Raw genomic sequence first — 13395 nt, forward strand, 5'->3', positions numbered from 1 at the left:
CTATCAGGAGTATAAAGATGCGTAATAGGATTACAGCCACAATCATAGCAATAGTAGTTAGCGTTATTTTGCTGATTTGGCTAAATAAAGGTGAGCAACAAGCCGCTATTGATTATCAAACGCAAGGCATCAGTATTGGTGCAATTGAAAGCGTAGTGAATACGGCGGGCAGCACTAAAGCAGTGGTGACTGTTGAAGTAGGTACCGAAGTATCAGGCCTTATTACCAAACTCTATGTCGATTTTAATGATCAAGTCAGCGAAGGCCAAGCTATTGCTCAATTAGATGATCGCAGCTATCAAGCTCGATTACGCCAAGCACAAGCCGATGTTACTATGGCCAAAGCCAATGTCGCCCAGCAACAAGCAGGATTAACCAAGTCTAACGCAGAATTAGCGCGCGCCGAGCGGGCTTATAATCGCCAACAACAGTTAATTACCCAGCAACTCACTAATCAAACTGAATTAGATAACGCCATCGCCAGTTTTGAGACTGCTACAGCACAAGTTGCCTTATCCGAAGCGCAAATCCAAAGTGCCCAAGCCCAGCTACTACAACGACATGCTCAATTAGAACAAGCGCAGTTAGACTTAGATCGGACAATAATTCGCTCGCCTGTCAATGGTATTGTTATTGATCGCCAAGTTGATATTGGCCAAACGGTTGCCGCTAGCCTTGCGGCTCCCACCTTATTTACCATTGCTCAAGATTTATCTCAAATGCAAATAGAAGCTGATGTTGATGAAGCGGATATTGGTAAAATTGTACAAGGCCAAGAGGTCAGGTTTCAGGTGGATGCTTTTCCTGAGCGGCAGTTTCGCGGTCAGGTACAACAAGTGCGCAAAGCCGCCACAAATGTGTCAAATGTCGTAACCTATAAAGTTATTATTGCCGCGCCAAATCAGCAACAATTATTACTGCCCGGTATGACCGCAAACTTGAATATTATTCGCGGCCAAAAGCAGGATATATTACGCGTGCCTAATGCGGCACTACGTTTTAAACCCACAGGCGCGAACAATGAAACTGCCCAGGCCAATCCAACCGATATGGCCGAAAAACTGATTGCAGAGCTAAAACTAAGCGCGGACAAAGCGGCCGACGTTAAAAAGCTTATGAGTGAATTTCAAAACAACCTTAAACAGGCTCTTGCCCAAAGTAACAGCCCTGGACCCAATACAGATAGACGGCAGATAATGCAACAGCAACGGCAAAAAATGCAAAATAGGTTACAACAGATATTGACGCCAGAGGAATTTGCCCGTTATAGCCAGCTTATGGCTCAAGCTCGTGAACAACGCCAGCAAGGCAGTAATGGCACTGCTGCCCAAGTATGGAAGCTGGCAGCCGATGGTACTTTGTATCCTGTTGCGATTCGCATTGGTTTAGCTGATGACGAATACAGTGAGGTACTTAGCAACGAGTTATCTGCCCAAGACAATGTAATCGTGCGCGCAGTGAGGGCCAGTTAATATGGCTAGCTGTGTTATTGAAACGCGTGCCATTAGTAAACAATATCAAATGGGTGGCCAAACCGTACAAGCATTGAAACCACTTGATATTCGGATTAATAGCGGCGAATTTGTCGCGGTGATGGGCCCTTCAGGCTCCGGTAAATCTACCTTTATGAACTTGCTGGGCTGTTTAGATTCACCCAGCAGCGGCGAAGTATTATTACAAACTGACAATATCACTCATTTGTCAGCCGCTAAACTGGCACAAATTAGGAATAAATATATTGGTTTTGTATTTCAGCAATTTAATTTATTACCGCGCACTAGTGCATTAGATAATGTATTGCTGCCTTTGCTTTACAGCAACACACCAAAACACCTTATAAAGGATATGGCTCAACAAGCCTTACAACAGGTGGGATTAGCTTCTCGTTCTGATCATCACCCTGCACAGCTTTCAGGTGGCCAACAACAACGCGTAGCTATCGCCAGAGCCTTAGTTAATCAACCAGCCTTGCTGTTAGCCGATGAGCCTACAGGGGCTTTAGATAGCGAAACAGGCTTAGAGATAATGGCCTTGTTTCAACAACTGCATCAACAAGGTAAAACCATAGTATTAGTTACCCATGAACATGATATCGCGGCCTTTGCTAATCGGCAGTTGATGTTTCGCGATGGTGAATTAATTAGCGATAGCCAATCTATACCTGCCTGTGCCCAAACAGCATTAACTGAATTAAGACAGTTAAGACAAAGTGCCCAGAGCAAAACTCAAGGCACAACTCTCAGTAGTACTTGCGGAGCACAGCTATGAATATGCTTACCTTATTAGCCGTGGCGTGGTCTGCGCTTAAAGTGAATTTGATGCGCAGCATATTAACTATGCTCGGCATTATTATTGGTGTTTCTGCAGTGATTATTATGCTGGCATTAGGCGAAGGTGCGCGTTATGACGTAGATCAACAAATAAAAAGCCTTGGCGGCAATGTGTTTGTGGTGTTTGCCCGTGGTCGCTCTAGTGGTGGCGCTCGTGAGTCGTCAGGTACCAGTCAGGGCTTAACCGAACAAGATGCGTTAGCCATAGAGCAACAAATCCCCCAAGTGAACGTGGCGGCGCCGACACTGCGCGCTAGCGGTCAGCTTATCTATGGCAATATGAATTGGGCGCCCGAAATTAACGGCGTTGATAATCGTATTTTTGCGGCCCAAAGTTGGTCTGTAGTATCAGGTAGAGAATTTAGCCCTACCGAGCTTAATACCGCGGCACGCGTCGCCATTATTGGCCAAACCGTTAAGCGCGAGTTATTTGGCGAAAGCGATCCTATTGGCCAAACCGTACGGGTGAATAAAATCCCAGTAACCATTATTGGTGTATTGAATACTAAAGGCCAAAATACGCAAGGCAATGATCAAGATGATTTAATTTTCATGCCATTAAGCACCGTACGCAAACGCATTGCTGGCATGACGTTATCTAGCCCCACCGCCATTCGCAGTATTATTGTTCAAGTAGAGCACGAGCAAGATATGGACTTTGTGCAGCAAGAAATGGAAAGCTTATTAAGCCAGCGTTTACGCAGTACCACTGGCGAGACATCCTTTCGTATTTTTAACTTATCGCAAATGATTAGTACCCGCTCAGAAACCATGCAAATATTTAATGGTTTGTTAGCCGCTGTGGCTTCGGTCTCGCTACTAGTGGGCGGTATCGGCATTATGAATATTATGTTGGTGTCGGTGACAGAGCGTACCCGCGAAATTGGTTTACGTATGGCTGTAGGTGCAGAGCCAAAAGTAATTTTAAAGCAGTTTTTAATTGAAGCGGTATTACTCTGTGGTATGGGTGGCTTAATCGGATTATTACTCGCCGTTGCGGTAACCCAAGGCTTAGCTCACTTTTTGGGCTACACGGCGATTATTCAACCTGAAGTAGTGTTAATGAGCTTAGGTTTTTCATGCTTAATCGGGGTGTTTTTTGGCTATTACCCCGCAACAAAAGCTGCAAAATTACAACCTATTGATGCCTTACGCTACGAGTAATCGCACCCGTTACTTTTAAAAACCGGTAATAAAACCGACATAAAAAAACGGCTTAATCGCTCTTTATAAAGCTTTTAAGCCGTTTTTGCATATTAATACTAGATTGTCGCTTTACCAATCATCTAATAAATCATCGAAGATATCTTCATCAATTTCCGGCTCAGCAGATTTTGGCGGATTACCATCATAAATTTTAAATAATAAGCGTTGATAGTAAGATTCTTTAACAAATGCATAAGGGTCAAGCGACTCTTCCAGCAATTGTTCCATCGACATCATTTGCTCACGGCTATCTAGGGCATTAATAGCAAACTTAGTAATGGTTAAAGGCAAGCTTAATAACGATAACGGTGAGTACCAAGTATCGCCTGCTCGGCCAACTAAGCCCCTTGCAGTATCGGGCCCTAGGCCAGGTACCATAACATAAGCCCCGTCACCCACACCCCACACCGCTAAGGTTTGATCAAAGTCTTCATCTTGCTCGGCTAAACCAATATGGCTAGCAACGTCAAATAAACCAAATATGCCTAAGGTACTGTTAACTAAAAATCGTGCCGCACTAATAGCTGTGCTATTAGGCTTAGCCTGTAAGGCGCCATTAAGAAAGTTTACCGGTTCAGATAAATTATTACTGGCATTACGTAAACCTTTACGCGCAGGTTTAGGTACTACTGCCATATAACCGACAGTGGCCGGTCTTAACAGATAATGATCCAGTACATCATAGTTAAAGTCCCACATGCTGCGGTTAAAGCTTTCCAGCGGATCACGCTCATCAACGTAAGGATTTGCCGTTAAAGGCGCTGCAGCATTATCTGTTGCCTGTGGCGCAGTGTTACTTGCACAGCCCGCTAACAACAGCAGCAGTGATGCGGTACTAATAACTTGTTTTAATGCTGCCATATTACGGTTCCAGCGTTAACTTAATTGAAATTTGTGGTTGTTCAAAAGACAACACATCCGATACGGCTTGTACGTCACCAGGACGCTGCTCAACCGTGCCCGATATCGACATCCGAGCCACGACTTCTATTTGTTCCGCATTGGCTAAACTCCAGCCTGGTTGCATCGCCATCGACTCTTGTAAAACCAATTGCTGTTGACCAGCCACTAACGGTATGCGCTGCACCGCTAACGGTAATGCTGGGCCTTCTTTTGCTCTGGCGAATAAAAATAAAGTCGCCTCAGGATTGGCTTGCTGCAAAGCTGGGTCAACAAATAAATCAACGGTAATGCGCCGTGTATCAACTTGTACATCGACACCTAACTCACTTAACCGTTGTTGCACGGCCGCATAGCGTGGGTCATCAGTCTCTAACTCTGCTAATAATACTATCCATGCTTGTTTAGCTTGTTCCATGTCACCGTTTTCATAAGCAATTAGCGCCATTAATGATAGCGCATCACTGTTTTTTGGCTCGTTAATTAGCACTCTAGCCACTGCCCGACCGGCTAAGGCTAAACTTTGCTCATCGCCAACAATAATTAAGGCTTGGCTATAACTGAGTAATACGGCAGTGCGATCTGGCGATATGGCTAGGGCTTTTTCAAAAGCATCAACGGCTTGTTCAGGAAAACCTTGTGATAAACGAATACGGCCTAGCAACATCCAAGCAATAGCATCATCACCTTCTTTAGCTAGTTTAGTACGTAATGCTAAAGCAAACAGTTCAACTTCTTCAGCAGATAACGGCTCACCTTGTTGCAATAACGCTCGCTCACCATATAGTTGTAAGTTGTCTTGCGCTAATTGCCATTGTTGTAATTGGCTATAGTTACCGTTAAAAGCATAAACGCCGCCAACAATAACCATTATAGCTACTAACATTAAGCCCGCTAGTAAGCGACTCATCGTAATATTGTTAGCCGTCGATTGCGGCTGAGTACTGACAAACTGTAACTTTAATTCATTAGCCGCCTGTACAAAATCTGACTCGGCTAATTCACCATTATCCCGCGCTAAAGCTAAGGCTTGTAGCCTCTGTTCAAATAACGCCGTGTTAGATAAACTTTGTTGACGACTACGTCGTGGCCAAAACAGGCATAACGCACAAATGAGTAGCATAACGCCACTAGCGATCATTAAAGGCCACAACATTATTTTTTACTCCGGTAACGATCAATCAACTTATCTAACTCTTCGTTATGCTTATTATCAGCAGCGTTGCTACTTACGGTGTTTTCGGATGCGCTGTCAGCAACATTAGCCTGCACCGTACTAGTGGTTTTTCGTCTATAAGCACCAAAAGCTAATAACGCCACTAACATGGCGAAAGGTGCTATCCATAACCATAATGTGAGTTTATTTAATGGCGGCTGATAATGGGCAAAATCACCATAACGATTAACCATATAATCTAGAATCTGTTCGCGACTTTTACCTTGTTGAATTAACTCGAAAGTTTTCTCGCGCATATCTACCGCTACCACAGCATTAGAATCAGCCACATTCTGATTTTGACATTGTGGGCAGCGTAATTCAGCCGTTAATTGCTGATATAATTGCCGCTCTGCTGCATCTTTAAAGGGCATAATTTCATTAGCTTGGCTAAAGTTAGCTGCAAAGACACAGATTAAAACCAACAGTAAACGCTTCATGGTTTAGCGCTCCATTGCTGATATAACGGCGCTAACTTACTGCGCCATATTTGCGGGTTAATATCGCCAATATGATGCAGTCTTACCACGCCATCGGCATCAATTAAAAACGTTTCTGGCGCACCGCTAACCCCTAGGTCTAACGATAAGGTGCGCTTAGCATCTAAAATATTAAATTGATATGGGTCGCCGCGTTGTTGTAGTTTTTCTACCACTTCTTGCTGCAAGGTCTTTAAGTTAAAAGGCTTATCAAAAGTAGGATCTTTAGGTAAGTCGTAATACAAACCGACAATTTTAACACCTTGTTGGCGTAATTCGGTTAAATAAGCTAATTCAGCATTACAGGTTGGACACCAAGTGCCCCACACGTTAAGTAGAAATGTTTCGCCTGTTAACTTCTCTGCCGTCCACAGCGTTTTAGGTTGCATTAAATCTGGCAAACTAAACTCAGGCAACACTTTACCCACGGTGGCTGAACTGCGCTCCATAGGGTTAGAAAATAAGCCGCTGAGTAAAAATAAACTTAACGCCAAGAATAAAGCTAACGGTAAATAAAAGAATAATTTACGCATGGTTTACCTCAGCAGCTTGGCTACTCGCGCTCGTTGGCTTACGACGATAGCGCTTATCCGCTAGGGCTAAAAAGCCACCAATCGCCATTAATACGCCGCCTAACCATACCCAACGCATAAAAGGTTTAACTTGAATACGCAGTGCCCACGCATTACCGGGTAACTCTTCACCTAACGAAATATATAAATCTCGACTTAACCGGGCATGTACAGCCGCTTCCGTCATCACCGTACGTTGAATACGATAAAAACGTTTTTCTGCGTGCAAATGGGTTATATATTTACCGTCTTTACGCACATCTATTTCAGCCGCTTGACCGCCATAATTAGGCCCGTTTAAAGCATATACTTCGGTTAGGGTAAAGTCGTAACCAGACACTGAGGTAACATCGCCCACTGCCATGCGCACATCACGCTCTTCAGTGTAGGTTTTGGTCATCACGACACCAACAATCAACACTGCAAAACCAATATGGGCAATGGTCATACCGTAATGGCTGGCATTAAGCTTAGTTAAGCCTTGCTTGATGGAACCAAAATTATGTAAGCGCAATATCACTTCAGCCAGTGCCGAAACACCCACCCAAGCCCCCAGCAATAAACCCAGCAATGCTAAATTAGCTTGCAAGCTTTGCATGGTAACCATCACAGTTAATGCCAACATTATTGCCGCTATTGCGACTAACGCTAACGGTTTAATTAACAGCATAAATTGTTGTTGTTTCCATCGTACCCAAGGGCCTAAACCAAGTAATAGTGCAAACGGAATAGTTAGGTAATAAAACATTTGGTTAAAGAATGGCTCGCCAATAGAGATAGAGCCTAAGCCTAACTCTTTGTGGAATAGCGGAAATAAAGTGCCTAAGAATACAATTAAGCAAGCGGTTAATAAAAAGATGTTATTACTCCACAGCATCATTTCACGCGAGAATAACTGATACCGCGCTTGGCTGCGTACTGCGCTCATACGTAAACCGTAAAGTAATAATGAGCCACCTACTACAACTAATAAAAACACTAATAAATACAAGCCACGGCCAGGATCGGTGGCAAAAGAATGTACCGATACCAACACGCCTGAACGCACTAAAAATGCGCCAACTAAGCTTAACGCAAAAGCGGTTAACGCTAATAATACCGTCCAAGATTTAAAGGTACCGCGTTTTTCGGTTACCGCTAAGCTATGTATTAAGGCGGTACCCGCTAACCAAGGCATAAATGACGCGTTTTCTACTGGGTCCCAAAACCACCAGCCGCCCCAACCTAATTCATTGTAAGCCCACCAACTGCCTAACATAATACCTAAGGTTAAAAACACCCACGCGGCTAATGCCCAAGGTCTAACCCAACGTGCCCACACACTATCAAATTTTCCGCCCATTAATGAAGCTATGGCAAAGGCAAAAGCGACGGCAAAACCGACATAGCCCATATACAACATGGGTGGATGTAATATCATGCCAAAGTCTTGTAATAACGGGTTTAAATCACGGCCTTCAACCGGATAAAACGGTAAGCTACGAGCAAACGGGTTAGACATAATTAATGAAAAGGCGATAAAGCCAGCATTAATTAAGCCCAGAACCGCTAAGATTCTACCTTGCAACAATAATGGTAAGGCTTTAGAAAACATGGCCACTAATGCCGTCCAGCCAGTGAGCATTAGTACCCACAACAACATAGAGCCTTCGTGCGAGCCAAAGCTGGCCGCTAAGCGGTAATACCAAGGTAATACTGAACTAGAGTTACTGGCGACATTAATAACCGAAAAGTCACTAATATAAAACGCATAACCCAGAACCGACATCGCGATTAAACTAAACACAAACATGGCGATAGCTAGGGGTTTAGCCGTCAGTAATGCTTGCTGATTACCGGTAAAACTACCATAAAGTGGCACTAAAGCTAATAGGATAGAAAGTGCAAAAGCAAAAGTTAGCGCCAGTTGTCCAGCTTCAATAATCATTAATAGCCCCCACTGACAGGCGTATTAACAGGTGGCACATGCCTAATGCCTTTTAAAGCTTCCGCTACTTCAGGCGGCATATATTCTTCATCATGTTTTGCTAACACTTCGCTGGCAATGATAGTGCGGTTATCTTGTAAGATACCTTGTGCCACTATACCTTGGCCCTCGCGGAATAAATCTGGCAGTATGCCCTGATAAATAATGGTCACTGTAGGGCCGATATCCACAACATCAAACTGTACTTTTAACGTCTGCGGATCGCGCTTTACCGAGCCTTCAACCACCATGCCACCAATACGTAAACGTTGTCCCGGTTGCGGGATAACTTTATCTTTGCCTAAGCCTTCGACTAATTGGGTTGGCGTATAAAACAAATCAATATTTTGCTGCAAAGCATATAGCATCGCGCCTACTGCTGCGGTAATTAACCCGACAATTAGCACAATGGCCAATAAGCGTTTTTTTCGTCTAGGTTGCATTAGTTCTGTTGCTCCTGATACTGCTTGATTCGTAGCTCGCGAGCTTCTTGCGCTGCGATATCACGTTTTAGTTGCTTATGCTGACCGCGGCTATACATGACCAAAGCCGCTAACATTGCATAGGTAGTGCCAAACGATAACCAGACATAAAAGCCATAATTACCCATTGCCCAAAATTCTGCCCATGATTGAAAATACATTATGCTTTCCTCACCAGCGCTTTTACCCAAGGTCTATGTTGTTCGTTTTGCATAATGGCCGTGCGTAACCTCATACAGACCATAGCAAACATAAATAGTGCAAAGCCTAAGATACTAATTAATAGTGGCCACAACATACTGGGGTCGATAGAGGGTTTGGCAAATTTAGTAATAGAGGCGCCTTGATGCAGCGTGTTCCACCATTGCACTGAGAAATGAATAATAGGTAAGTTAATCACCCCAACCACAGCTAATAAAGAGGCCACTTTGCTGCCCATAGCCCGGTCAGAAAAAGCGCCACTGAGCGCTATGACGCCTAAATACAAAAATAACAATATTAATTCTGAGGTTAAACGTGCATCCCATTCCCACCACGTCCCCCACATTGGCTTACCCCATGCCATGCCGGTAATAAGTGCAATAGCAGTATAAACAGCGCCTATTGGTGCAATAGCTAACACAGACCATTGGGCAATTTTAACCTGCCACACTAAAGCGATTAACGCGGCAACAGCCATATAAAAATAGGTACCCATCGACATAATAGCGGCGGGAACATGCAGATGTATAATACGGTAACTGTCACCTTGCTGATAATCAGGCGGGGTAAACGCTAAACCCCAAATATTACCTAAGCCAAGGGTAAGTAATGCCAAAGTCATTAACCAAGGTAACCAGCGACCACATAAATGATAAACAGTCTCAGGTTTTGCAAAAGGGTGTAACCATTTAAACATGTTAGCTCACATTTATTTTCAACGCGCTGGCCACAGCAAACGGGATCAACGCCAAACTAAATAATAACATTGCTAAAATTATCGCCAATTGACCTTGGTAAGACAGGCCCATACTGGCTGCCTCCATAGCCGCACTAGCGAATATTAATAACGGAATATACAACGGTAAAATCAGCAGCGCCAATAAGATGCCACCTTTATCGGCAGATAGCGTAAGAGCTGCGCCTAATACGCTAAGCAAGCTTAACAATGGTGTCCCTAGCGCTAATGTCAGCATCATTGCCATTAAACTGGCGGTATTTAAGCCCAGTAGTAACGCAACTAACGGTGATAGCAGCACTAACGGTAAACCGGTGCTTAACCAATTGGTGAATGTTTTTGCTAACACAAAAGCCATTACCGGTTGCCGGGCTGCGACGAGTTGCTCTACCACACCATTACGAAAATCATCTTTAAATAAGCGCTCGGCTGCCAGTAATACACTTAATAATGCTGCAATCCAGACAATACCCGGCGCCATTTGGCGTAATAAATTAGGCTCGGGCCCTACGCCTAATGGAAATAAACTTAGCACGATAATAAAAAACAATACTGGATTCAGCCAGTCAGCTTTTTGTCGCGCTAATAACCGCAGCTCGCGATGAATAAAATGGCTTAACATCACCATCGGTAGGCTAACTCCAATTTACGCATTTCAGGGTATTGCAGCGTTAAAGGCTGATGAGTAGTAAGTATTATGCCACCACCACGTTGTAAATGCGTTAAAAAGTGTTGCTGTAATAAAGCAATGGCAGCTTGATCTAAAGCAGTAAAAGGCTCATCTAGGATCCAAATTTTCCGTGGTGTAAACCATAATCGGGCTAATGAAACTCGGCGTTGCTGCCCAGCCGATAACATACGACACGGAATATCCTCTAAACCGGCTAAACCCAGCTTGGCTAACAGTGGATAATCATCTGCTGCCGCTACACCGGTACTGGCTCGCCAAAAAGAAATGTTTTCAATGGCGGTTAAATGCTCATGTATTCCACTATGGTGGCCGATATAACAGAGATTAGCCGCATAATCATCAGCAGCTTGAGTTAAAGAGTATTTTAAGTATTGGATATGGCCGTCTTCCGGCGTGGCTAAATTAGCCAACAAACGCAGCAGAGAGCTTTTGCCTGCACCATTTTTGCCGGCGATTTGTAATAGTTCACCGGCATTAAGTTGCAAAGAGAGTTGCTCAAAAAGCACTCGATCTTGTCGAATACAACTCAGTTGTGTGGCTTGTAACAACATTTGGCCGGTAGATACTGAATAAGATAGCAAGGTTGACGCGCACCTAAAGTTATCGACGACTAAGTATATTGCGCGCATATTAGCATAACCCGACCATAATACGAATGACACAACCTGTACTAGAGGTATAAAAAGAGTAAATAATGAATGAAATAAAGTTACCAATACCCAGTCTTGCCAGTACCTTAACGCTTGATAAACCAGCGCTTAAACTTTTAGTCGCACAAGTTTATCAAGCCCAACTGCAACAACTTAGTAGTGGTGCTTTTTCAGTGCAGGTACCGTCGAACCAAGGGCCGCTTCAGATCCCGTTGCCGGCTAATTTTAATTGGGTGCCACCTTTGAGTGCTGATGCAAAATCGACAACTCAGAGCTTAGCCGTACAAATTGAATTTTTAAGCCAAGACAAAGGATTATTAAATTTAGCGATAAAATCTGCAATAACCAACATTAATTTGCCCATTAGCTTAACGCAAAGCCAACAAATCACCTTAGCGTTAAGCCCAAGTATGCTGCAACAAGCACTTGCCAGCACCACTAACCAGATTGCTAATGCCGCTAGTACGGGTAATATTGGTAATGTTTTAGTTAATGCTGCAGCACAACCTACCGCAGCGGTGCTAAATGCAAGCGTTAGTATTAGTGGCAATAAGCTTACCTTGCAGTTAGCAAATTTAGCGGCAATACCATTAAGCTCTGTCACTAGCCGAGCGCTTGGCGCAGCCATACAACGCCAAGCTACTGCCTATAGTAACCAACACCCTATACAGTTAATTATTCGGCCGTCGAGTAGCCAGTTACAATTAGTGCCTAGCAATTCTCAGCAGACAACTGCTCAGCAAGCAAATACTACGCTACTTAACGCTATGCCAGCGGCAAATGTTAAAGTCGATTTAAGCTTGCCAGAGCATCAGGCAATTTTGCAGCAATTGCGTCATTTGGTTAATCAGCAAGCTCCCACTTTAACACTAAGTAACCAACAGCTTAGCCTGGGTAAATTACCGCTATTACAATTACCCCCGCAAGCTAACAGCACGGGCATAAATAATAATAACTACCAAGCCCAAATACAGTTGCGTGGTAATCAATGGCTTTTACAATTAAGTGCTACGCCTATCAATGAAACAGTGACTGTCGCTAGTGATAAATTAAACCAAACTATACAGTTAATAAAAACGGCTGACATAGCAACCAGTAATAAAACCCAAGCCACTACAGCCTTACCCTCAAAAGAGAGTCAACAGCAAAGTGTGCAACAAGCATGGCGTCAATTATTGCCATTATTAGCCCCTAAAATAGATCCTTTAGCAGAGAGTGAAGCCTTAGATCCTGTTGTCAGCAAAGTGCTGGCACTGATTCGCCAAGGCCAACCCGATGGCAATAAAGTATTATCTAGCAGTCAATTAAACCAACAACTGTCCAGTTTACTGCAGTTTCAGCCTTTACAGGCTAGTCCCAACCTACAAACTGGCGCCGGCACGTTAGCGTTGGCCATTCAATTATTACTCGGCAGTTTACAACAAAAAGCCACCGCGCCTGCTAATCAAGCTCCTACAGCACAGCGGCTGGCAACGTTAATTGGCCAATTAGACCCAAGCCAAACTAGCGGTTTACTGCGCCAATTAGGTACTCATAGTAGTGCTATTCAGCAAAGCCAGCTAAATATGCTTGATAGCAATAGTAACCAACAACTAGTATTACAGTTGCCCTTGCAGCAAGGCCAACAGAGTGTGCTTAATCAAATGAGCATAGAGCAACGCGAAGCGAGCAATCAAGAGGACGGCAATAAACAAAAACAATGGCGTCTAACCATGAAGTTTGATTTGCAGCAACTGGGCAGGTTATTAGTAGTGGCAACCTTGCAGCAACAAGAATTGCAACTGCAGTTCTACGCCGAGCAGGCAGCAGCACAACGCGTCACTGAGCAATTTCTGCCTTTACTAAAAGCACGCTGTCAGGCGCAAGGTATTGAAGTTAATAAAGCAGAGTGTGTACTTGGCGTGATCCCCGATAGCCTAATACCTCGCACTAATAGCTTAGTAACAATACGGGTGTAGCGAAATGG

The 13395-nt window shown here is 43.9% G+C and carries 14 protein-coding genes; 4 read left to right on the top strand and 10 right to left on the bottom strand.

Translation table 11 applies throughout. From position 1 onward, the window contains the following. The first annotated feature begins 17 nt into the window (after window positions 1-17). Genes BI198_RS12205 through BI198_RS12215 form a run of 3 tightly spaced genes read left to right on the top strand, consistent with a single transcriptional unit; the run spans window position 18 to window position 3494 of the window. Window positions 18-1472 (top strand): efflux RND transporter periplasmic adaptor subunit, encoded by a 1455-nt coding sequence (locus BI198_RS12205; RefSeq protein ID WP_070049798.1) that lies wholly within the window; start codon window positions 18-20, stop codon window positions 1470-1472. 1 nt (window position 1473) lies between these two features. Beyond that, the gene (locus BI198_RS12210; protein ID WP_070049799.1) at window positions 1474-2268 is read left to right on the top strand and encodes an ABC transporter ATP-binding protein; all 795 of its coding nucleotides are present in this window, start codon (window positions 1474-1476) and stop codon (window positions 2266-2268) included. Further along, entirely contained in the window at window positions 2265-3494 is a 1230-nt protein-coding gene (locus BI198_RS12215; protein WP_070049800.1) for an ABC transporter permease, read from the top strand. Before BI198_RS12210 ends, BI198_RS12215 begins: the two co-directional genes overlap by 4 nt. A gap of 111 nt (window positions 3495-3605) precedes the next feature. On the opposite strand, the gene BI198_RS12220 is transcribed toward BI198_RS12215, so the two are convergent. From BI198_RS12220 to ccmA, 10 genes are read right to left on the bottom strand one after another with little or no spacing between them, the layout of a single operon-like run. After that, window positions 3606-4397: an MlaA family lipoprotein gene (locus BI198_RS12220; RefSeq protein ID WP_070049801.1), complete on the bottom strand. Its 792-nt coding sequence runs from the start codon at window positions 4395-4397 to the stop codon at window positions 3606-3608. Window position 4398: 1 nt separating this feature from the next. After that, a complete protein-coding gene (gene ccmI, locus BI198_RS12225; RefSeq protein WP_070049802.1) occupies window positions 4399-5592 on the bottom strand; it encodes a c-type cytochrome biogenesis protein CcmI in 1194 nt (397 codons plus the stop codon). Then, the gene (locus BI198_RS12230) at window positions 5592-6092 is read right to left on the bottom strand and encodes a cytochrome c-type biogenesis protein (protein ID WP_070049803.1); all 501 of its coding nucleotides are present in this window, start codon (window positions 6090-6092) and stop codon (window positions 5592-5594) included. Before BI198_RS12230 ends, ccmI begins: the two co-directional genes overlap by 1 nt. Continuing rightward, window positions 6089-6664, bottom strand: a complete 576-nt coding sequence (locus BI198_RS12235) for a DsbE family thiol:disulfide interchange protein (RefSeq protein ID WP_070049804.1) — start codon at window positions 6662-6664, stop codon at window positions 6089-6091. The genes BI198_RS12230 and BI198_RS12235 overlap by 4 nt, the downstream gene beginning before the upstream one ends. Continuing rightward, on the bottom strand, window positions 6657-8630 hold the full coding sequence (locus tag BI198_RS12240; RefSeq protein WP_070049805.1) for a heme lyase CcmF/NrfE family subunit: 1974 nt from the start codon (window positions 8628-8630) through the stop codon (window positions 6657-6659). Before BI198_RS12240 ends, BI198_RS12235 begins: the two co-directional genes overlap by 8 nt. Further along, window positions 8630-9112 (bottom strand): cytochrome c maturation protein CcmE, encoded by a 483-nt coding sequence (gene ccmE / locus BI198_RS12245; protein ID WP_070049806.1) that lies wholly within the window; start codon window positions 9110-9112, stop codon window positions 8630-8632. Before ccmE ends, BI198_RS12240 begins: the two co-directional genes overlap by 1 nt. Next, entirely contained in the window at window positions 9112-9312 is a 201-nt protein-coding gene (gene ccmD / locus BI198_RS12250) for a heme exporter protein CcmD (RefSeq protein ID WP_070049807.1), read from the bottom strand. The genes ccmE and ccmD overlap by 1 nt, the downstream gene beginning before the upstream one ends. Then, window positions 9312-10049 (bottom strand): heme ABC transporter permease, encoded by a 738-nt coding sequence (locus tag BI198_RS12255; RefSeq protein ID WP_070049808.1) that lies wholly within the window; start codon window positions 10047-10049, stop codon window positions 9312-9314. The genes ccmD and BI198_RS12255 overlap by 1 nt, the downstream gene beginning before the upstream one ends. A 1-nt stretch (window position 10050) precedes the next feature. After that, the gene (gene ccmB, locus BI198_RS12260; RefSeq protein WP_070049809.1) at window positions 10051-10716 is read right to left on the bottom strand and encodes a heme exporter protein CcmB; all 666 of its coding nucleotides are present in this window, start codon (window positions 10714-10716) and stop codon (window positions 10051-10053) included. Next, on the bottom strand, window positions 10710-11408 hold the full coding sequence (gene ccmA, locus BI198_RS12265; protein WP_235605327.1) for a cytochrome c biogenesis heme-transporting ATPase CcmA: 699 nt from the start codon (window positions 11406-11408) through the stop codon (window positions 10710-10712). The genes ccmB and ccmA overlap by 7 nt, the downstream gene beginning before the upstream one ends. A gap of 65 nt (window positions 11409-11473) precedes the next feature. Here ccmA and BI198_RS12270 point away from each other — a divergent pair, with 65 nt between their 5' ends. Further along, window positions 11474-13387: a flagellar hook-length control protein FliK gene (locus BI198_RS12270; RefSeq protein WP_070049810.1), complete on the top strand. Its 1914-nt coding sequence runs from the start codon at window positions 11474-11476 to the stop codon at window positions 13385-13387. Window positions 13388-13395 lie beyond the last annotated feature (8 nt).

The sequence above is a fragment of the Rheinheimera salexigens genome (assembly GCF_001752395.1).
Classification (GTDB): Bacteria; Pseudomonadota; Gammaproteobacteria; order Enterobacterales; family Alteromonadaceae; genus Alishewanella; species Alishewanella salexigens.